Source organism: Halomonas sediminis (assembly GCF_044871105.1).
Classification (GTDB): domain Bacteria; phylum Pseudomonadota; class Gammaproteobacteria; order Pseudomonadales; family Halomonadaceae; genus Vreelandella; species Vreelandella zhuhanensis.
Window position 1 is genome coordinate 2,259,643 of sequence record NZ_CP085246.1, and the last position, 19,500, is coordinate 2,279,142.

Sequence of the window (19,500 nt, forward strand, 5' to 3'; positions counted from 1 at the left end):
TTTTCAGGCCTGCGTCATGAATAACCCAGGCTTAAAGCTCAATCCCTTTTTGGGCTTTGATGCCTTGGTCTTTGAAGGCGTGCTTGACCACTTTCATTTCGGTGACGGTGTCCGCCAGGTCGATCAGCTGCTGGGGCGCATAGCGACCGGTGACCACCACATGCTGCATCTCGGGCCGGGTCTGAAGATCGTCGAGCACCTCGTCCAGGTCCAGGTATTCATGGCGCAGGGCGATGTTGAGTTCATCGAGCAGAATCAGTTTATAGCTATCGTCGGTGAGCATCTTTTTCACCACCTCCCAGGCGGTGCGAGCGGCCTGTTCGTCCTGCTCACGGTTCTGGGTGTCCCAGGTATACCCCTGACCCATGACGTGATAGTCCACGTTGGAATGATCGCTAAAAAAGGCTTCTTCACCGGTACTGAACTTGCCTTTAATAAACTGCACCACCCCGACCTTCATGCCATGGCCCAACGAGCGCGCCACCATACCGAAGCCGGAGCTACTCTTGCCCTTGCCGGGGCCGGTCAACACCAGCAACACACCCTGCTCTTTCTAGGCGCGTTCGATGCGCTCGTGCATGATCTTCTGCTTGGCCGCCATACGGCGGGCATGGCGTTGCGGTTCCTTGGCGTTGTCACGCATGACCGAGTTCTCCATTGTGTCCGTTGAACAGATCGGCCACCCACTGGGGGAGCCGAGGGAAAATAGCCGTGAAAATAACTCGCCGTCAGGCTGCCCTGACGATAGACCGCCTCACCCGCGGTGCCGCGCAATTTGCGGGTGCGCGCAGCCGGTTCCAGCGAGGTTTCTAGTTCCGAGTGATGATAAGCATGGCCACGCAGTTCTTCATGGGCACTACGGCCGGTGCCGGCCAGGGCCTGCATGCCCAACCCCTTCAGGCGGCCCGCCATACGCGCCTCCCCCGGCATCAGCCCGAACATGGCGTGTTGGGCCCCATCAGCGTCGCGCAGGGTCTCGACACAGGCCATCAGTCCGCCGCATTCGGCCAGGATCGGCTTGCCTTCGCGGTGATGAGCGTGAACGGCCCGCCGCATGGCCGTATTGGCGGCCAGAGTGGCGCCGTGCAGTTCCGGGTAACCACCGGGCAGCCAGAGGGCGTCGGCTTGGGGCAGCGCTATATCGCTCAAGGGCGAAAAGAAGCTCAGCTCGGCGCCCATGGCTTCCAGCAATTCCAGGTTGGCGCGGTAGATGAAGGCGAAGGCATTGTCCCGGGCGATGGCGATACGCCGCCCTTCCAGCAGACGTGGCGGCGGCGTGGGAGCCGGGGCCTCAAGGCTGACTTTTGCCGGCAGCCGATCCAGGCCCGCTTCCTTCAAGACATTGGCGGCGGCATCCAGAGAAGCATCCAGATCGGGCAATTCGCCGGCCTGAACCAACCCCAGGTGGCGGTCGGGAATCGCGAAAGACTCGCTGCGCGGAATCGCCCCGAGAAGGCTGATTCCCGGCGGCAGGCTCTCCTCGACCAGTTGGGCGTGATAGGCGCTGCCGACCCGGTTGGCGATGACTTCAAGTACCTTCACATCGGCGCGGTAAGTCGCCAGGCCCAGCGCCAGGGCGCCGAAGGTCTGGCCCATAGAGCCTTCCACCAGCACCAGGTCCACGTCACGGGCGGCTTCGGCCAAGCGCCAGCGAATCTCCTCGTCGCCGGTCATCCAGCCGTGCACCTGATAGACCGGTTGGCCGGAGGCCACTTCCAGCACCATGGGGTCGAGATAATCCGGCCCGTGCTTGAAGAGCCGCACCTTGCGCCCGGCATTACGGTACAGGCGGACCATCGCCGCCGTCACCATCGACTTGCCATGACCGGAGGCCGGAGCGGTAATCAGGGCGGCATGGACTTCACCGCGAATCATGGTCGTTGGCATATCACCGCACAGGTACGAAAACGGGGGCACCGTCGATGTCGGCCGTGGCCAGGCGTTGGCCATACAGGTGTTCCAGAGCGCTCAATTCCAGCATTTGGCTGCATGGCCCCCAACAGGCTTCGCCGTCGGGATAAAGCAACAAGAGGTGATCACACCAACGCGCCGCCAGATTGAGGTCATGCAGGCACATCACTACCGCACTTCCCGCCGCGGCCTGCTCGGCGAGCAATTCCATCACCGCGGTCTGATGATGCAGGTCCAGGTGGTTGGTCGGCTCGTCGGCCAGCCAGATCGTCGGCGACTGGGTGAGTACCGTGGCGATGGCGACACGTTGGCGCTCGCCGCCGGAAAGGGTGCTCACCAGTCGATCGGCCAGGTGAGCAACGTCCATTCGCGCCAGGGCCGCATGCGTGATGCGCAGGTCATCGCCGCCTTCCATGCGCCAGGGCGAAAGGTAAGGATGACGACCGATCAAGGCGGTTTCGCGCACCGTGGCGGGAAAGCCATCCTGGCGCTCCTGGAACACCAAACCCAGCTGCTGGGCGACCCGGCGACGATTGAGCCTCGCCAGCGGTTCACCGTCCAGGTGCACCTCACCGGAACGTGGCGCTTTTAGCCCCGCCAAGGTATGCAGAAGCGTGGTCTTGCCCGCCCCGTTGGGGCCGAGCACCCCCCACCTCTGCCCCGGCGCCATGCAGAGGTTGAGCGCCCGCCCGGAGGCACGCTCCGGCACATCGATGATCAGCTCCTGGGTGTCGAGTCGGCTCATCAACGGCTCCGGTAAAGCAGATAAAGGAAGGTCGGCACACCCAGAAGTGCGGTGATCACCCCTACCGGCAACTGCTCAGGGGCGATCAGGGTGCGCGCCAGGGTATCGGCCAGCACCAATAGTGTGCCACCGGCCAGCGCGCAGGCCGGCAAGACCAGACGCTGATCATTGCCCACCACCAGACGCAGCATGTGCGGCACCACCAAGCCCACGAAACCGATGCTGCCCGCAGTGGTCACGGCCATGGCGGTCAGCAGGCTGGCGCTGATGTAGATCGTCCATTCCAGCGGGCGTACCGCCACCCCCAGCGCCGCCGCCTGCAACGGCCCCCGGGCCAGCACATTCAGGCTACGCCCCAGCGGCATTACCAGAACGCAGACGACTGCCAGCAAGGCCAGGGGTGGCCAGGGAGTCCGGGCGTAGGAGAGATCGCCCATCAGCCAGTAGAGCATGCCGGGCAGACGCCCGACGGGACTGATCGCCAGCATCAAGGTAATCACCGCGCCCCAGCCGGAGGCCACCACCACCCCAGTGAGCAGCAAGCGTGACGGCGTCCAGCTACCCGTGCCATGAGCCAGACCGAACACCAGCAGCGTCGAGGCGAGCGCTCCGGCAAATGCCGAACCCGAGATGACCATGCCGCCCATTCCCGCCAGCATGGCGACCAAGGCCCCTACCGAGGCGCCGCCGGAAAGCCCCAGCACATAGGGGTCTGCCAGGGGGTTGCGCAACAGCACCTGCATCAAGGCTCCCGCCACCGCCAGCAACCCCCCGGTAGCGAAGGCAGCCAATGTACGCGGCACCCGCAACTCAAGCACCAAGGTTTGCGACAAGGCATCACCTTCGCCGCGCAATACCGCCCACACATCCATCAACGTAAGCGAAGCACTGCCTACGCTCAGCGAAAACAGCATTGTCAGCAGTGCGGCAAGCGACAGAATGCCCAGCGGCAATCCCAGCGAACGCCACCAGTGGCGAGGGGCGACGGAATGGACAAGTTCAGCGTCGCTCACGCGCTACCTCGAGTTTTTTGCAGAACAGGCGACTGCCTTCAAGCAGGCGCGGCGTGGGGCGCTGGATCAGCGAAGGCGGCACGAAGAACAGGTTGTCACTTTGTACCGCCTGGAGATTGGAATATTGCGCCCAATGGGTCAGCCAATCGCGACTTTCTTCGCCCATACCGCCCGCCAGGATCGCCTCGGGGTCGGCAGCCAGCACCGATTCGTCGTCTATGCGCGGCACTAGGCGCGAAAGATCGCCGAACACGTTGACGCCACCGCACAGCGTCAGCACCTTGCCGATGAAATGTTCATCGTTGATGGTCATCAAGGGTTCATCCCAGACTTGATAGAACACCTCCACCGGCTCGGCATCCTTAAACGTTGCGGCCAGCTCGGCAATTCCCTGGCGAAAATCCTCCGCCGCCCGAAAGCCTTCTTTCTGGCTAGCCGCCAGCTGCGCCAGCCGCTCGATGACGCTGGCAACCCCTGCAAAATCGCGCGGCTCGATATAGAACACCGGCAACCCCAGCGCCTCGATGGTTTCCAGCTGCTCAGCGGGATTACCGGTGGTCCAGCCAATCACCAGATCCGGGCGCAGCGTGACCAGCGCTTCCAGATCTATACGCGTGTGGCTACCTACCGACTGCACCTCTTGGGCCTCGGGCGGGTAGTCACTGTAGGAAACCACCGCCACCACCTGCTCTCCGGCGCCGGCGGCGTAGACCAATTCTGTAGCACCTGGCGAAAGCGCGGCAATGCGCTTGGCGGGAGCCTCCAGGCACACTTCGCGCTCCCGGTCATCGACCGCGCATATCTCTTCATCGGCCAGGGCCGACGCCACTGCCAGGGACAGCAGCGCCAGGGACAGCAGCGCCAGGGACAGCAGCGCCAGGGTCAGTCGACGCAACAGGTTAGTAGCCATCATCCACCGAAGTGCAGGCTGAGGAAGGCGGCACGGCCGGCGTTGAGGTAGTCGAACGGCATCGCCTGGAAGGTGACCGGATCAAAGTCGGCGCCCTGAGCAGTGACGATTTCCTTGTCGAGAGCGTTCTCCAGCGTGGCGCGCAGCGACCACATCGGGGCAAAGTCCCAGCCAGCACGCAAGTTGACGATGCCGTAGCCGGGCAGTCGCTCGGAATTAGCCGCATCATTGTAGCGATGATTCTGGGTGACCCAAGAGCCGCCCAGCGACCAGTCGCCCAGTTCCCGATCCACATCCAGGCGCAGCCCCTGGGTGGCACGACGCGCCAGGCGGTTGCCGGCGTTGTCACCGCTGCGGCTCTCCGGGTCCATCCAGGTCAAGGCGGCGGCAAGGGTCCAGTCATCGATCTCGGCACCCAGAGCCAGCTCGGCGCCGCGGATGCGTGCCTCGTTGACGTTGACCGGGCGGAATGCCTCGTCGAGAGCGATCAGGTCATCCACCTCCGTCTGGTAGGCGGCGAGGTCCCAGAACCAGTTGCCGTACTGGCCGCGCAGGCCAAGCTCGAATGTGCTCGACGTTTCCACGCTCAGGTCGGGATTGCTGGAGCCTGCGAAGGGAAAGTAGAGCTCGTTGAAGGTGGGTGCACGGAAGGCCGTCCCATAGCTTGCACGCGCCACATGTTGCTCATCCAGCGCATAGCCAAGGGCCAGGCTGCCGGTCAACTCCTCGCCGAACGCCTGGTTGTCATCATGGCGTAGACTCAGCTGGGTCGTCAGCGGATAAAAATCCAGGAAACCCTGCGCAAAAACGGCTCGGTTGTATCGCCGCTCTTCATCGAAGGAGAGCCCGGAGGTCTGGCTATCGCCAAGATCATCCTCGCTGTACTCGGCACCCATTACCACCTCATGAGGGCCGAATGCCAGGATGTTCTTCCAGTTGGCTGTGCGAGTCCGGGTCTCGAACAGCGACGTATAGGTCGGCGCTACGGTATCGCGCTCGTCGCGAGCCTCACTCAGGGTGACGCGGCTTGACCAGGAGTCCGTCACCGGAGCTTCCGCATAGACCGCTGCGACCTGCTGAACGAAGTCATCTTCGGCAGGGCCGGACGAGTCGTACTCAGTGCTGCCACGCCCCCGCAGCGCCAGCAGCCCCACTTCGGCATCGCTGTCGAAGGTGTGAGAGAGCCGTACCAGCCCGGAGGTATTGTCATACCCCTTGTCGTCACCGCCGCGGCGCACCGGTGCGCCCTCGGTATCGAAGCGGCTGGCGGCGAAATGGTAACGGGTACCGTCCTCGGCGCCGGAGAGGCTGGCGCTGTAGCGCTGGGAATCGAAGGAGCCGCCGCCCACGGAAATGCGCGGCTGGGGTGCGCCCTCTTCACCTTCGGGTGTAAACAGCTGGATCACGCCCCCCACCGCATCGGCACCGTAGAGGCTGCCTCGGGGACCGCGCACGATCTCGGCGCGCTCGAACATCCGTGGATCGAGAAACTCCCAGGCGGCCGCCCCGGTGGTGGCGGATCTCAACCGAATGCCGTCGATCAGCAGGACGTTGGCATTGCTGCCGGTGCCACGCAGGAAGAGGCTGCTCTGCTTGCCGAAGCTGCCTTGGGTGGTGATGTCCACCCCCGGCTGGCCGCGCAGCAGGTCGGTAACGCTGCTGGGATCCTGGCGACGCAAAGTGGCTTCATCGAGCACGGTGACGGACGCCAGCGTTTCATCGGCGGTACGCGGTGCCAAGGCGGCGGTGACCACCACCGGATTGAGACGCTGGGGGGCATTGGAAGTATCGAGGGTGTCGGCCTGGGCCTGAACGGCCATCGGCAGCGCGGCCAGGCTGAAGGCAACTAGACCGCGGGTGGTATTGATTCTGGTTTTCATGAGTATCCCTTGCTCGCCGTACTCACCCGTACGGCTGGTTATCTTGACAGTCGTCAGGACACGGCAAGAGATCGAGGAAGAGAAAGGGAGAACGAAAAAATAAAACAGCGACGCCTGCCCCGCCTCAACGTCGCCCACCGCAACCCGGCATTGAACTCTCGGGCCGGTCTCCGGGCTGACGAGCGAAAGCAGGGTTTGAAAGACCCGGCTTTCCGAACGGCTGCCTTCCCGTGCACGCGGCACAGTGGCGTAAGAGCCGTTCTTGTCTCGATCACCGTTGCGGGGGCAGCGTCGGAATAGCGTTCAAAAAGCGCACCGACTTCCCGTTTCACTGACGACAACTTGATTGCCACCAGCACCTGAGAGAAGGCGTAAATTAGCAACCCGGCCCGGGAAGGTCAATGACGCATCTCGGGTAACCCGATGCTTTCATCCCAGGCGCTTGGGCAACCCATGGTATGGGCACCAGGTTTATCAGCGTAACCCGCGGCATTTTTATAGCTTGACAAATGTCCACCCTGGCCCAATATAACATCCATATGGATGGCGAGTGGATTCCATCCACCCGATATTACCTTCAGAGGAAACTCCATGGCCGTACACGAATTACGCCGCAAACCCGGCGATACCAGCGAAAAGATCACCATCAACCTTGGGGTGGTCGACCTGGGCCAGATCGATCTGCTGGTACAGGAAGGCTTCTATTCCAACCGTACCGATCTGATTCGCACGGCGATCCGCAACCAGCTGGCTACCCATGCGGAAGTGGTCAAGGAAACCGTGGCCCGCAAGACCTTCGTGCTGGGCATGCAGCATTACAGCCGCAGCGATCTCGAGGCGTTACAAGCCGCCGGAGAAAAGCTGCAAATCCAGGTATTGGGGCTTGCCAGCATTGCCGAGGACGTTTCCCCGCAGCTGGCGCTTGCCACTATCGATTCGGTGGTGGTGCTGGGTGCCTTGCACGCCAGTGCCGCCGTCAAGTCCGCCTTGGCGGACCGGATCCATTGATGTCGCCAAGGCGACAAGGATAACTCAATGAATAACCCCATGATGTCGGAAAAAATGCGTGAAGCCACCCGCCTTACTCAGGCGGGAAGGCTCGATGAAGCAATGGCATTGATCCAGGGCTCGATGGACGGCGTACCCGGCGACGCTTACGCTTCCCGGGCCGCCAATAGCGCAAAGACAACCGGAGAGCCCATTCAGGGAGAGACCATAGAAGGCACCTGTGAGGTGGTGGATGAGAAGCAAGATGCTCAACCCAAGGCCAGGCAGTGGAAAACGGCCGAGCCCAAGCAGTGGAAAACAGCCGAGCCAAAGCCAACCGCAACAGCGAAAAGCTGGTCCTCAGCCTTCACTAATCTCAACATCAACATCAACGCCAACGCCGAGCCGGACAGCCCGCCCGCCCCGGGTAAATTCACCAACGGCACCTACAAGAGCGCCGTGGGGTCGCGCCGCTACAAGCTGTATATTCCTAGCGGCTATACCGGCCAGCCCTTGCCGCTGGTGGTCATGCTCCACGGCTGCACCCAGGATCCGGATGATTTTGCCAAGGGCACGGACATGAACCGCTTGGCTGAAGAGCAACTATGCTGCGTGCTCTACCCCGCCCAACCCGCCAGCGCCAATACCAACAAGTGCTGGAACTGGTTCAAGACTTCCGATCAGCAGCGCGACGGAGGCGAGCCTGCGATCCTTGCCGGAATGACCCGCCAGATCATCGAAGCGCATCACCTCGACCCCAAACGGGTCTACGTGGCCGGTTTATCAGCCGGGGGCGCCATGGCGACAACGCTTGCCATGACCCATTCGGATCTTTACGCCGCGGTGGGCGTGCATTCGGGGCTGCCGCATGGGGTTGCCCAGGATTTGCCCTCGGCGTTCGGGGTGATGCAAGGCGGCACCGGCCCCTTGGCCAATGCCAACCCCACGACGACGTCCACCTGGTCATCCCCTGTGCCTGCAGTGATATTCCATGGCGACCGCGACACCACCGTGCATCCATCCAATGCGGAGCGAGTTGCCGTGCAATATGGCGTAAAGGCGGCCAACCAGCGTGACAATGTAAAGGTGGAAGCTGGCCGGGTTGCCAACGGCCATGCTTATACACATACCATTCACTTTGACGCCAAGGGTAAACCCTGCCTGGAGCAGTGGCAGATTCACGGTGCCGGTCATGCCTGGTCGGGGGGCAGCTTGCAGGGCTCCTACACCGACCCCAAGGGCCCCGATGCCACCGGCGAAATGCTGCGCTTTTTCTACGCCCATGCCAAACAATAAACCCTGGACGAGACCACCCACCTGGAGAGCCGCGCAATGATCGCCACGTTAAGCAAAACCAAATCCAGCTTTTACCGGCGGCTCTACGTTGCCTACATGATCGATCAAGGCACCGCCAGTGTTCCGGCCTTGATCGAGGCGACAGGAATGCCGAGACGCACCGCCCAGGACACCATCACCTCCCTGGCCGAACTGGACATCGTCTGTGAATTCGAGAAAGACGTTGGGGAACGCCACAATATAGGCCAGTACCGGATTCGCGACTGGGGGCCTATCGACAAGCAGTGGGTGGCCAACCATGCCGACCGGCTAAAAGCCGTTCTGGGTTATGATTAGCGGTCAATTGCCTTCTTCGCGCCAAGCCAGGCGCGCGGCATTCAAGGTCACGCTCAAGGAGCTTGCCACCATTGCCAATACTGCCATCAACGGCGGTATGGGCATCAGGATGACCAGCGCCAGCGCCAAGCCATTGTAAAGCCCGGAAAACACCAGGTTCTGTCGCATTACCCGGCGGCTGCGCCTTGCAATGCGCAGCGCCTGGGCGACCCCCGCAATGCCCGGACGCATCAGCTGAACCGCAGCCCCTTCCCGGGCGGCATCACCAGCGTTCAGAGAGGCAACTCCCACCCCGGCACCGGCCAACCCCAGCGCATCGTTGATGCCATCGCCGACGTACAGCGTCGGCGATGGCAAACCTTGCAGCAACCGCGCCTTGGCTTCGGGCGAACGCCCCGGATAGCACTCGCCTGGCTTAAATCCTACGGCTTTGCCTAACGCCATGGCCGGCCCCGCTCTGTCACCACTGATCAGGGCAAGCAGATACCCCTCGCGGCGCAGTCCGGCCAAGGTTGCATGCGCATCCGGCAAAGGCTGCTCCCCCAGATAAAAGCTTGCCAGCCATTGTCCGTCACACCCCAACATCACTTCCGAGTTGTCGGGGTGGGCAATCGCCTGGCTATCCGGCACCGTGATGCCATTGGCTTTCAACCAGGCGCAGCTACCCAGGTAAAGCTCGCGGCCATCCTTCAGGCGCACGTAGCGCCCCTGGCCGGGAATTTCCTCGGTGGTTTCACTCGCCATATTCACGTCTTGGCTACCCTGCTCGGCCCAGCGCCCCAAGGCCTGGGCAAGTGGATGCTCACTGCGTTGCGTGGCGGCGGCCAGCAATGTGTTCAATTCCTCTGCCGATACAGTTCGCGCCGCATTGAACGAGATTGCCTCGGGCAAACCCGGCGTCAGGGTGCCGGTCTTGTCGAAAGCCACCGAGCGCACCTCGGCCAGGGTTTCAAAGCTAGCCGGGTCGCGCAGCACCACGCCCTGCCCCAGGGCGGCGCTGCTGCCCGCGAGACTCGCCAAAGGAACCGCCAGCCCCACGGCACAGGGACAGGCCACAACCAGCACGGAAAGCGCTCGCACCATGGCGTCTTCCCATGGTACCCCGACCAATACCGCCACGCACAAGGTTGCGACGGCCAGTACCAGTGCCACCGGACTCAACCAGGCGGCGAAGCGGTCGGCCAACCGCTGCAGCTCGCCTTTGCGCGCCTGATGAAAACGCATCTGTTCGCGCATGCGATCCAGCCGACACTCCCCCGCCACCGCACTGACCCGCATCATCAAATCAGCGCCCAGGTTGCGACAACCTGCATGGAGGGCGGTGCCGGGCGGCAAACGGCGGGGCACGCTTTCGCCAGTCAAGGGAGCCAGATCGACCCAGGCGGGCGAGTCTTCGACATAGCCATCCAGAGGAAGGGTGGCGCCCTTGTCCACGCGAATTCTGGCATTGCGCGGCACCTCACTTCGCGCACGCTCCTGCTCCCCATGTCCCTGCTCCCAGCAAGTCACCGTCATTTCCGGCAACGCCAAGGCATCCAGGGCGCGCAGCCCGCGATGACGACACAGGGTATCCACCAAGCGTCCCACCAACAGCAACCCAATCAACATCACCGCGGTATCGAAATACACCTCGGCCGAGCCACGCGCCAAAAGACCCAGCGAAACGACTACGGCACCCCAGACACCCAGGCTCACCAGAACGTCCATACCGGGTTTTCGGGCGCGCAAGGTGCGCCATCCGGCGCGGTAAAACGGCACGCCGGAAAATAGCACCACCGGCAAGGAGAATGCGCCCGAGACCCAGGCCAGAACGTACTCGATCTCGGCTGAAGATACCGCCTCGGCATAAATCAACAGCGATGCCAGCATCGTCCACATACCGAAGATGGCCGCCACCATCAGGCGTAACGCCAGATAACGGCTTTCTTTTTCCAGCCGCGCATGGGCGTCGAGAGTAGTCTCAGGCAAGCCTAGCGAATAGCCCAGGCGGCGCACCACCGGCGCCAGGGCTTCCAGGCTGATGCCCGAGATTTTAGCTGACGCTCTCCCTCTGACCCAAAGGCTCGCACTGGGGTAATGCACGCTGGCCGCCGCCACCTCGGGAAGGCGTTGCAGCCGCGCCTCGATAGCCAGGGCGCAGCTGCTGCACCACATGCCACCAAGAGAAAAGAGTGCCTCCTGGCTTGCGGTGGGCTTTGCATCAGGTTCGGGCGAAAGAGGAGTATTCATTCAGTGGGTGACAGCCCTACGCAGAAGCGTGACAAGAGTCGTTAGACACAGGGTGGCAAGCCAAGCACCGGTACGCCCACAAACAGCACCGCAACCATGGAAGCCACATAAAGCCCCGCGGACACAATGGCGCAAAAGCGCGCGGCTCGCATAGTTGCCTGTTGCGAGGCGTGAAAGCATTTCCAGGCCAGCCATGCCAAGAAGGCGACGGTTATCAGGATCAATAGAGCAAGACCAGCGTTGAGCAGAGTAAGCGGACCCTGCTCGGGATCGGGAGGCGCTATTGCACAGACCACCGACAGCCCGCCATACATGGCCACAAACCATACACTCCACAGCGTCAGGCCCACGACCAAATGGATAGGGTGCGTCCAGAGTGTTTGCCTCATGTGGTCCCTCCTATCATTCTGGGAAGTACCGCCAGGGAAACCACGACTATCCAGTAAACTCCCAAGTTATAACGCCATAGAAGTCTGACCACCACGGGTTCCAGGGGAGCTTCCACCCCCACATAACCGTAACCCACACGCAGGCCTTGCAATAGCGTGAGTACCGCACCAAAGCCAGTGTGCAGCATCACATAGACCAGGCTGACCATCAGCACGGCATCATGCGCAGTGGCGGTCACGTCCAGCTCAGCCAGCACCAGCACCCATACCAGCAGGCCAAGCTGAACAGCCCCCAGGGCACTGATCAAGTACAGGCCTTTGGCCAGGCCAGCCCCTTTGCGACGGCGAAGATTGCGTACGCAGCGTTCCAGCCACAACCAGCCGGCACTCGACGCCAGTCCGGCCAACAGAAGAAGCGTGAGTGAAAGCGGTGATTCAGGTGGCATGCTCCACTCGGGTGAAATCGTCCAGAGATAGAACCACCCGAATAACAATGAAAGAAAGAAGGCCCCATTGGCCAGCAAGGCCACCCCCATGGTCCAGACGCCGGGGCCGTCCATGGTGCGGGAGTGAAGCGGCGGATTGCCGGGCTGGTCACGGGTATCCGGCGCCGCCCTGGGGTGAGCGCCGTTCTCCCAGGACCAACGCAGCAAGAAGCCGGCCGCGACCAGAACGGCTATGCCCGCCAGCGGATACCAGCGCAGCAACAGGCTGATACATACCACCGCCAAGGCCAGGGCGGCGAACAAGGGCCACCAGGAATTGGTAGGTATATGGATCACTTCGCGCAACTTGCCGGTCAAGGGATCGGTTCCCCATATTTCACGACGTCCATGAAAGGCCGCTGCCAGGCCATGGCGGCCTTCGGCGATAGTGCGCGGAAGTTGCGGATATTCCCACAGCGGATGGCGGGTTTCGACCTTGGGCAAGCTGACGAAGTTATACGGGCTGGGCGGCATGGAAGTCGCCCATTCCAGGGTGTCAGCATTCCAGGGGTTTTGCCTGGCCGGTTTGCCGAAGCGAAAGTGCAACATGATGTCCACCAGAATCATGGCGATTCCCATGGCCATCAGGAAACTACTTACCGAGGAGATAAGATTGAACAACTGCCAGCCTTCATCGGCGCCGTAGGTATATACCCGCCGCGGCATGCCCAGAAGCCCGGTCCAGTGCATGATCAAAAAGGTGCCGTTGAAGCCCAGAAACGTCAGCCAGAAGCCCCATTTCCCCAGCGTTTGTGAAGGCATGCGCCCGGAAAACAACGGCAGCCAATAATACAGCCCGCCGATCAAGGGAAAGAACATGCCGCCCACCAGCACATAATGCATGTGGGCCACCACGAAGTGCGTATCGTGGACTTGCCAATTGAAAGGCACCAGCGCCAGCATCACCCCGGTCAAACCACCCAATACAAAGACAAACAGAAACCCGAAAATCCACAGCATGGGCACCTGCAATCGCGGCTTGCCCAGCCACAATGTCGCCAGCCACAGAAATATCTGAATACCCGTCGGCACCGCCACCAACATGCTGGCGGCGGAAAAGAAGGTCTGGGCCAGCTGCGGCATGCCCACCGTGAACATATGGTGCACCCAGAGCCCGAAGCTAATGAAACCAGTGGTGATAACCGCAAACACCGCCCAGCCGTAACCCACAATGGGGCGTCCTGCGAAAACCGGAATCAAGGTCGACACAATTCCCGCTCCCGGCAGGAAAATGATGTAGACCTCCGGATGGCCGAACAGCCAGAACAAATGTTGCCAAAGAATGGGGTCACCGCCGCCCGCGACGTCGAAAAATGGCATGCCTACGGCACGTTCCAGCTCCAGCAGCACGCTTCCCAGAATCAATGGCGGAAACCCCACCACGATCATCATGGCCATCGCCAGGATGTACCAGGCGAATAGCGGCATCTTGTGCAGCGCCATGCCTTGTGTGCGGGTACGCAGAATCGACACCACCAATTCGACACCGGCGGAAAGCGCCGATATTTCGACGAAGGTGATCCCCAGCAACCAGAAGTCCGAGCCCAGCCCCGGCGAGTAGACCTTGCTACTCAGCGGGGTGTACATGAACCAGCCGCTTGACGGCGCCATCTCCATGAACAGACTGGAAAGCAGAATCAGCCCACCGAACAGATAGCACCAATACCCAAAGGCGGATAGACGCGGGCACACCAGATCCCGTGCACCGATCATCTTGGGAATCATGTAGATCGCCAGCCCTTCCAGGATGGGAATGGCAAACAGGAACATCATCACCGTTCCATGCATGGTGACGACCTGATTATAAATTTCCGGCGCCATGAAGTTCTGCCCCGAAAACGCCAGCTGAGAGCGTATCAACATGGCCAATACCCCACCCACCAGAAAAAACGCCATGCCGGTCAGCATGAAGCGCATCCCTACGGTGGTGTGGTTGACGATGGTCAATGCGCCTAGACCGCGTGGATTCGCCCAGACTGACTCCAGGTCCTGGATCAAACGCCGGGCACCTTCAGGGGTGGTTTCCTGTGAGCTATCTTGAGAGCTAGCGTTCATGGGCTTAGCGTCTCCAGCCAGTCGCCGATGGCTTGCAATGCCGGGGGTTCAAGCGCCACATGCGCGGGCATACGATTGCCCGGCTTGAGCTGTTGATGATGCTCCAGCCAATAGCCGATGGCACCTTCCTCCATGGCCAGTACCCCAGCCCCCAGGGTGGGCCGTGCGCCAATATCCGAAAGATCCGGCCCTTGAATAGGCGCAAGCTCCCATTGCGAGTCGGGCACGGTCAATCCCGCCACACGGTGACAACCGGCGCAATATTCGCCGAAGAGCTCACGCGCGGGTGCATGGGTGTCGGATTGCACGGCCAAGGCTTCCAGCGCCGGCGCTTGACGCTCGGCGAGCCAGGCCTCGTAATCGCTGCGCTCCATCGCCTCCACATGCAACTGCATGTGGGCATGCTGGGTGCCGCAGAATTCGGCGCACTGGGCACCGAAAACACCCGGTCTATCCGCCTCCAGGCGTATGCGATTGATGTGGCCGGGGATCATGTCGATCTTGCCGCCCAATCGCGGGATCCAGAACGAATGGATCACATCCGCCCCGGTGACGTGGAAATCCACCTGTTCACCCGCCGGTATCACCAGTTGGTTGGCAGTGACGACTTCACCGCCCTCCGCGTCCTGATAGCGAACCTCCCACCACCATTGGTGGCCGGTAACCTGGATGACATCGGGCGGGGTGCCCAGCGGTACCGGCAACATTCGCTGACCGGCCGGCACGCCGAAAATCAGCAGCACCCCAATGGTTGCGACCGGTAACAAGACGCCACCGCCGAGAATGAATCGCCGAGCCAAGCGCTTTTCCTCAAGCGTCGAAAGTTTCGGCCTCGAACGCCGGCGAAAGCTATAAAGCCCCAAGGCCACCACCATGATCAAAACAAGGCTGAAAAATCCCGCCATTCCCCACCATACCAGGGCGACATCGGCGGCCGCCCGCCCGGCAGGGTCGAGAATCGACTTGTCCCCGGCACAGCCGGTCAACAAGACTGCCAACAAGGCCGGCATCAACCATACTCTCATCCACCCTATAGACGTCAGACACAGGAGAGGATCATGGCAGAAGTGAAACAACGTAGCATCAAAAGCCACGCGGCCATTGCAGGCCATCCGCTTCATCCCTTGATGATTCACTTTCCGGTGGCGGCGTTGATCGCGCTGGTGGCGAGTGACCTGGGGTATCTCTACACCCAGGACCCGTTCTGGGTTCGCGCCGGCGTGTGGCTCGCCGGCGTGGGCGCTTTCGGAGGCTGGCTGGCCAGCCTGGCGGGAATTGTCGACCTGATCACGGTCAAGAAAATTCGTTCCAAGATAACCGGCTGGAATCACGCCCTCATCGCGGTGATGATGTTGTCGTTGGCGTCGTTCAACTGGCTGTTGCGAATCAATGATCCGGAGATCATCCTGCCATGGGGATTGGCGATTTCGCTGATGACAGCTGGCATGATCGCCGCTGCAGGCCTGCTTGGGGGGCACTTGGTGTACGAACATGCGGTAGGGGTGCAGGTCGAAAAATGATGATGCAGGCGATGAATTTCCTTCCTCATGCGGAAGAGATGTCGCTGGCTTCAACATGGCGGCTCAACTCCAATCCATGGGTTTGGCCAAGACCAGCGTCAGTACCGTCACGATGGCTGACACGGCTAGCAGAGCAAAGAAAACACTGCCCACCGTGGTACCTAGCGTGCGCCCGTTTTCCAGCCGGGTAATCAACCAGCCCAGCCCGCCATGGGCAGCCACCATCCCCATGACCGCAAACAACTTGAAGACCAGCCAGCCTCCCGTTTGATGATGCAACAAGAACAACACAGTCCCGGTAACGATGGCGACCAAGGCGGCGGGCGTGGCGGTTGAAATGAAGAAAAAGCGCGGCATCAATGGAGCGTTCTGGGCAAAGCCCGCATCTGGGCGGGCTCGCGATGACTGGATGATGAGGGCGGGAAGATACAGCAACGAGCCGCACCAAATCACTAATGCAATGATATGCAGTAGTTTAAGCCAAGGCATTGCAGCATCCTTGCATCGACAAACCCATAAACCGCTCTCAGCAAAAAGTGATTCTTTTACCTTAGCAGGTTGCCGCCGACTGACCAGTCCACCTATTGAATCGCCACTTCATAGCCGGTGTACTTGCGCAGGTTGATCACGCCGCTATCCAGCATCAGATATTGCCCTTTGATGCCCATCAGCGTACCGCTCACCAGCGGTTTTTTATCGAGATTATGCGATACGACTTTTTGAGGAAATGTGTGTACCGGGTAAGTGAAATGCTGCACGGGACCGTTCAATCGGCGCAGGGCGCCTTCGCCGAACTGCTCACTCAGATCGCTCAAACCGCTCTCCAAGCCGATCAACAAGCGGTCGCGTTCTTCTTGCAAATCGAGGGGAGGCACCTGCCCTTTCAGCATGGCGCGCCAGTTGGTCCGATCGGCCACCTGTTCCTTGAACAACATTTCCACCTGCCCCGACTGCAAACGTGTATCCACTTCAAGGATCGGCAATGCCTGGATAGCGCCCTGATCCATCCAGCGGGTAGGCACTTGGGTGTTGCGCGTGATACCCACCTTGAGGCCCGAGGAATTGGCCAGATATACCACATGCGGTTGAAAGCAGTGCTTTTCGCCCCACTGCGGCTCCCGGCAAGTGCCTTGGAAGAAATGGCAGGTTTCGGGTTTGACGATGCAGGTGTCGCACTGGGCCAAACGCTTGAAACAAGGGTAACAATGGCCCTGAGCAAAGCTTTTGCGTGTCGCGCGTCCGCAATGGGTGCAGGCGATCGCGCCGGTCCACTGAATGGACAGCGGTAAGCCGATACGCTCATTAAGTGAAAGCTCGTGCTCGCCAGCGCGTAAGGTATAAGTCACCTCCCCTTGCGCGCTCACCTGAGCAGCCATCTTCGTTAAACAGCCGCGAACTCCTTCAGCCACGACCGACATCCTGTCCCAGACCGGTCATTTCCGGCGAAACATCCGCACCGCTTGCGGCGGCGCCACAGGTGCGATGTTCCAGATAGCCAACGCGCTGATCTTCCGGAACGTTGTTTTCCGCCTCGAAGCGCATCACCGCTTCCAGGCAAAGTTCGGTCTGTTCGGGCGTCAAACGGCGGCCATCCGGCCATTTGCGCAGGGCGACCGATTGTTTCAGGCTTTCATAGATCGCCGGGGTCATCTGGCTGATCATTTTATCGAATGTCATGTCGCTCATGGCGGGCTCCTGAGATCAAGATTTCAAACGTCGTGAAGAATAATACCAGCCGCTGGCCAGGCCCACGATCAATCCGCCTAAATGCGCCTCGTTGGCGACATTTCCGAAGCCGATGGCACCGGCCATGTCGGTCATGGTGAAAACCATCCAACCGAGCATGAACACCACCAGCATCTGGGGAACGAAGAATCCGCTTTGGGGTGCCCGCCGCGACATCAGCCATACATGTCCCAGGAGGGCATACACCACCCCGGACATGCCGCCAAACAGTACCGTGCCGGTGACATACTGAGCCAGGTTAGCGCCGATGCCCGCGACAACCAACAGCAGCAACATCATGCGGCTACCTTGCAATAACTCTATCTGACGACCGAAGTACCACACCCACATCAGATTGAAAATCAGGTGCATCCAGCCGAAATGCAAGAATGCCGGTGACAACAGCCGCCATACCTGGCCCGAGCCCAGCATTTCGCTCAAGGAACCGAACGCCAGCTGGCCATTGGCAATACCCACCGGCACGATGGTCAAGCTGACGATCAACAGGTCGCCGAAAAGACCTGTCAGGGCAAACACCAGCAAGCTTATCGCTATTATGGAAGCCGTCACCGGCACTCGGCGTAATATGGGCCAGACCGCTTGTGTGGAGTGCCTTTTGCGGCGCTGAGGCAGTTCCAGAGACGCCCCGCTTTGCCAGCGCTGTACAAGGCTTCGTAACTCATCATATTGCGTGGGGTCGGCCACCCAGATCAGCTGTCCATCGGCTTCCTGAGTAATACGATGGCCGATGCGCCGTTTCCACAACGCCTGGCGCAAGGTGCGAGTATCCGCATCATGAGGCAGAAGCATCACAGGATGCATAGTGTCTCCATTCAATGCCGTTAGACGGCGTTTATCCCTGATTTGACTGTATGGTGGCTTACCGGCCCCACAAATGACAGACACGAAAAAAAACCGGCGGAGGGAACCGCCGGGATCTAAGCAAGGGATCATTCAAGGGAACACTTACTCTGATTGTGTCTCATTGGGTAAGTTCCACCTGTCGATAAAAAATTCATGCGATAAAAAAGTCATTCGAAGTCGATTTCCCAGGGTCGCGGCTGGTCATTTATTTCCTGAGGAACAGGAATCCAGACGAAATGATCGGCATTCAAGCGTTGCTCGCCACTCCAGCGATAGGCTACCAGACGCCCGTATTTGACCGCACTATAATCCAGACAGGCAATATTGGCGCTAGGCAAGGCGGGAATGCCTTCGCACCAATAATGGCCGATGAAAAGCGGTGGCTTATCAGGCCCATAATAACTCAGGCGCGCCACTTCGCTGGGCGACAAGGGACGCTGTTCGAGATCGCCCGGCAAGTTGTCCGGCTGAAACACCACATCCCCCAACGTTTGCGGCTGCCTGGCCCAGAAATGCGCTCGAAAACTGCGCCGGGTAAAGCCGTCACCAGAATGAATATGAACGCCTTCCGGCAAGGGAATCGAAGTGCCCCGGGTAAGCCGGTCCAGAATGCGGTATGCCTGTGTATCCGGGTCGGTGGATTCCACCAGAAACTCCGGCGTCATGCGGGCGTCGGGCAAGCGCTGGTAGAGTTGCTCGATCAACGCCTCGTCCCAGCAGGCATGCACCACCCGAAGGCCGTCCAGTTCCAGGCATAGCGGCATTTGCATGAACCAGGCCAGGTTGTTTTCCCATTCACTGGGGTAGTCGCGGTACTGCGTCAAGGTTTCCTGGATAATCCGGTTATGCCGAGGGCTATGCTCACGCAACCAGCGCTGTCCACTGCCAACCGGTGCCGGATGGTAATAGGCCAGGGCGTTGTATTCGTGGTTGCCCATGACGATATGGGCTTCGCCCTCTTCCACCATGCGCCGAGCGATGTTGACCGCCAGCCGGATGCGCGGCCCGCGATCGATCAGATCTCCCAGAAAGATCACTTTACGCCTTGGGTGACGGTAGACGCCGTTGCGCTGGTGATAGCCGAGCTTTTCGAGCAGCGCCGCCAGGGTGGCACCGCAGCCGTGAACGTCGCCGATCAAGTCATAGCCTTGCATA

At 60.6% G+C, this 19,500-nt stretch carries 17 protein-coding genes, 2 pseudogenes and 1 riboswitch; of the genes and pseudogenes, 4 read left to right on the plus strand and 15 right to left on the minus strand.

What is annotated here, in order from left to right; translation table 11 throughout:
* Positions 1-31: 31 nt before the first annotated feature.
* The 6 genes and pseudogenes from cobO to LG290_RS10750 form a co-directional block, all read right to left on the minus strand.
* Positions 32-643: pseudogene (gene cobO, locus LG290_RS10725) on the minus strand (cob(I)yrinic acid a,c-diamide adenosyltransferase).
* Between the two features lie 113 nt (positions 644-756).
* Positions 757-1,950 (minus strand): annotated as a pseudogene (locus LG290_RS10730) (cobyrinic acid a,c-diamide synthase CobB); the annotation flags it as partial.
* Entirely contained in the window at positions 1,889-2,656 is a 768-nt protein-coding gene (locus LG290_RS10735) for an ABC transporter ATP-binding protein (protein ID WP_499834826.1), read from the minus strand. The pseudogene LG290_RS10730 and the gene LG290_RS10735, both read right to left, overlap by 62 nt.
* Complete coding sequence (locus tag LG290_RS10740) at positions 2,656-3,570, minus strand: FecCD family ABC transporter permease (RefSeq protein ID WP_499837087.1); 915 nt, start codon at positions 3,568-3,570, stop codon at positions 2,656-2,658. Before LG290_RS10740 ends, LG290_RS10735 begins: the two co-directional genes overlap by 1 nt.
* 85 nt (positions 3,571-3,655) lie before the next feature.
* Positions 3,656-4,582 (minus strand): cobalamin-binding protein, encoded by a 927-nt coding sequence (locus LG290_RS10745; RefSeq protein ID WP_499834827.1) that lies wholly within the window; start codon positions 4,580-4,582, stop codon positions 3,656-3,658.
* Positions 4,579-6,459: a TonB-dependent receptor domain-containing protein gene (locus LG290_RS10750; RefSeq protein ID WP_499834828.1), complete on the minus strand. Its 1,881-nt coding sequence runs from the start codon at positions 6,457-6,459 to the stop codon at positions 4,579-4,581. The genes LG290_RS10745 and LG290_RS10750 overlap by 4 nt, the downstream gene beginning before the upstream one ends.
* Before the next feature lie 144 nt (positions 6,460-6,603).
* A riboswitch (cobalamin riboswitch) is annotated at positions 6,604-6,837 on the minus strand.
* A 213-nt stretch (positions 6,838-7,050) separates the two neighbouring features.
* On the opposite strand from LG290_RS10750, the gene LG290_RS10755 reads away from it, so the two are divergent.
* From LG290_RS10755 to LG290_RS10765, 3 genes are read left to right on the plus strand one after another with little or no spacing between them, the layout of a single operon-like run.
* Positions 7,051-7,467 (plus strand): ribbon-helix-helix domain-containing protein, encoded by a 417-nt coding sequence (locus LG290_RS10755; protein ID WP_114486841.1) that lies wholly within the window; start codon positions 7,051-7,053, stop codon positions 7,465-7,467.
* A 27-nt stretch (positions 7,468-7,494) separates the two neighbouring features.
* On the plus strand, positions 7,495-8,742 hold the full coding sequence (locus tag LG290_RS10760) for an extracellular catalytic domain type 1 short-chain-length polyhydroxyalkanoate depolymerase (protein WP_499834829.1): 1,248 nt from the start codon (positions 7,495-7,497) through the stop codon (positions 8,740-8,742).
* A 36-nt stretch (positions 8,743-8,778) separates the two neighbouring features.
* Positions 8,779-9,078, plus strand: a complete 300-nt coding sequence (locus LG290_RS10765; protein ID WP_499834830.1) for a winged helix-turn-helix domain-containing protein — start codon at positions 8,779-8,781, stop codon at positions 9,076-9,078.
* Positions 9,079-9,081: 3 nt separating this feature from the next.
* Here the strand turns inward: LG290_RS10765 and LG290_RS10770 are convergent, their stop codons facing one another.
* Genes LG290_RS10770 through coxB form a run of 4 tightly spaced genes read right to left on the minus strand, consistent with a single transcriptional unit; the run spans position 9,082 to position 15,246 of the window.
* Positions 9,082-11,307: a heavy metal translocating P-type ATPase gene (locus LG290_RS10770; RefSeq protein ID WP_499834831.1), complete on the minus strand. Its 2,226-nt coding sequence runs from the start codon at positions 11,305-11,307 to the stop codon at positions 9,082-9,084.
* Between the two features lie 41 nt (positions 11,308-11,348).
* The gene (locus LG290_RS10775; RefSeq protein ID WP_499834832.1) at positions 11,349-11,696 is read right to left on the minus strand and encodes a hypothetical protein; all 348 of its coding nucleotides are present in this window, start codon (positions 11,694-11,696) and stop codon (positions 11,349-11,351) included.
* Positions 11,693-14,236: a cytochrome c oxidase subunit I gene (gene ctaD, locus LG290_RS10780; RefSeq protein WP_499834833.1), complete on the minus strand. Its 2,544-nt coding sequence runs from the start codon at positions 14,234-14,236 to the stop codon at positions 11,693-11,695. Before ctaD ends, LG290_RS10775 begins: the two co-directional genes overlap by 4 nt.
* Positions 14,233-15,246, minus strand: coding sequence for a cytochrome c oxidase subunit II (gene coxB, locus LG290_RS10785; protein WP_499834834.1), 1,014 nt, complete (start codon positions 15,244-15,246; stop codon positions 14,233-14,235). Before coxB ends, ctaD begins: the two co-directional genes overlap by 4 nt.
* A 48-nt stretch (positions 15,247-15,294) precedes the next feature.
* Here coxB and LG290_RS10790 point away from each other — a divergent pair, with 48 nt between their 5' ends.
* Positions 15,295-15,756, plus strand: coding sequence for a DUF2231 domain-containing protein (locus LG290_RS10790; RefSeq protein WP_499834835.1), 462 nt, complete (start codon positions 15,295-15,297; stop codon positions 15,754-15,756).
* Between the two features lie 63 nt (positions 15,757-15,819).
* On the opposite strand, the gene LG290_RS10795 is transcribed toward LG290_RS10790, so the two are convergent.
* The 5 genes from LG290_RS10795 to LG290_RS10815 form a co-directional block, all read right to left on the minus strand.
* Entirely contained in the window at positions 15,820-16,245 is a 426-nt protein-coding gene (locus tag LG290_RS10795) for a CopD family protein (RefSeq protein WP_499834836.1), read from the minus strand.
* Between the two features lie 92 nt (positions 16,246-16,337).
* Positions 16,338-17,174, minus strand: a complete 837-nt coding sequence (locus LG290_RS10800; protein ID WP_499834837.1) for a DUF2797 domain-containing protein — start codon at positions 17,172-17,174, stop codon at positions 16,338-16,340.
* On the minus strand, positions 17,158-17,442 hold the full coding sequence (locus tag LG290_RS10805; protein ID WP_160419658.1) for a YeaC family protein: 285 nt from the start codon (positions 17,440-17,442) through the stop codon (positions 17,158-17,160). The genes LG290_RS10800 and LG290_RS10805 overlap by 17 nt, the downstream gene beginning before the upstream one ends.
* Before the next feature lie 15 nt (positions 17,443-17,457).
* Positions 17,458-18,303, minus strand: coding sequence for a rhomboid family intramembrane serine protease (locus LG290_RS10810; protein ID WP_499834838.1), 846 nt, complete (start codon positions 18,301-18,303; stop codon positions 17,458-17,460).
* A 209-nt stretch (positions 18,304-18,512) separates the two neighbouring features.
* Positions 18,513-19,499 (minus strand): metallophosphoesterase, encoded by a 987-nt coding sequence (locus LG290_RS10815; RefSeq protein WP_499834839.1) that lies wholly within the window; start codon positions 19,497-19,499, stop codon positions 18,513-18,515.
* Position 19,500: the final 1 nt, after the last annotated feature.

What these genes read in the sequence shown, in the direction of transcription:
- LG290_RS10765 (WP_499834830.1), top strand. Translation starts at nt 8,779, where the DNA reads ATGATCGCCACGTTAAGCAAAACCAAATCCAGCTTTTACCGGCGGCTC.
- ctaD (WP_499834833.1), bottom strand. Translation starts at nt 14,236, where the DNA reads ATGAACGCTAGCTCTCAAGATAGCTCACAGGAAACCACCCCTGAAGGT.
- LG290_RS10805 (WP_160419658.1), bottom strand. Translation starts at nt 17,442, where the DNA reads ATGAGCGACATGACATTCGATAAAATGATCAGCCAGATGACCCCGGCG.
- LG290_RS10735 (WP_499834826.1), bottom strand. Translation starts at nt 2,656, where the DNA reads ATGAGCCGACTCGACACCCAGGAGCTGATCATCGATGTGCCGGAGCGT.
- LG290_RS10775 (WP_499834832.1), bottom strand. Translation starts at nt 11,696, where the DNA reads ATGAGGCAAACACTCTGGACGCACCCTATCCATTTGGTCGTGGGCCTG.
- LG290_RS10790 (WP_499834835.1), top strand. Translation starts at nt 15,295, where the DNA reads ATGGCAGAAGTGAAACAACGTAGCATCAAAAGCCACGCGGCCATTGCA.
- LG290_RS10755 (WP_114486841.1), top strand. Translation starts at nt 7,051, where the DNA reads ATGGCCGTACACGAATTACGCCGCAAACCCGGCGATACCAGCGAAAAG.
- LG290_RS10750 (WP_499834828.1), bottom strand. Translation starts at nt 6,459, where the DNA reads ATGAAAACCAGAATCAATACCACCCGCGGTCTAGTTGCCTTCAGCCTG.
- LG290_RS10795 (WP_499834836.1), bottom strand. Translation starts at nt 16,245, where the DNA reads ATGCCTTGGCTTAAACTACTGCATATCATTGCATTAGTGATTTGGTGC.
- LG290_RS10770 (WP_499834831.1), bottom strand. Translation starts at nt 11,307, where the DNA reads ATGAATACTCCTCTTTCGCCCGAACCTGATGCAAAGCCCACCGCAAGC.
- LG290_RS10745 (WP_499834827.1), bottom strand. Translation starts at nt 4,582, where the DNA reads ATGATGGCTACTAACCTGTTGCGTCGACTGACCCTGGCGCTGCTGTCC.
- LG290_RS10815 (WP_499834839.1), bottom strand. Translation starts at nt 19,499, where the DNA reads ATGCAAGGCTATGACTTGATCGGCGACGTTCACGGCTGCGGTGCCACC.
- coxB (WP_499834834.1), bottom strand. Translation starts at nt 15,246, where the DNA reads ATGCCGGCCTTGTTGGCAGTCTTGTTGACCGGCTGTGCCGGGGACAAG.
- LG290_RS10740 (WP_499837087.1), bottom strand. Translation starts at nt 3,570, where the DNA reads ATGCTGTTTTCGCTGAGCGTAGGCAGTGCTTCGCTTACGTTGATGGAT.
- LG290_RS10760 (WP_499834829.1), top strand. Translation starts at nt 7,495, where the DNA reads ATGAATAACCCCATGATGTCGGAAAAAATGCGTGAAGCCACCCGCCTT.
- LG290_RS10810 (WP_499834838.1), bottom strand. Translation starts at nt 18,303, where the DNA reads ATGCATCCTGTGATGCTTCTGCCTCATGATGCGGATACTCGCACCTTG.
- LG290_RS10800 (WP_499834837.1), bottom strand. Translation starts at nt 17,174, where the DNA reads ATGTCGGTCGTGGCTGAAGGAGTTCGCGGCTGTTTAACGAAGATGGCT.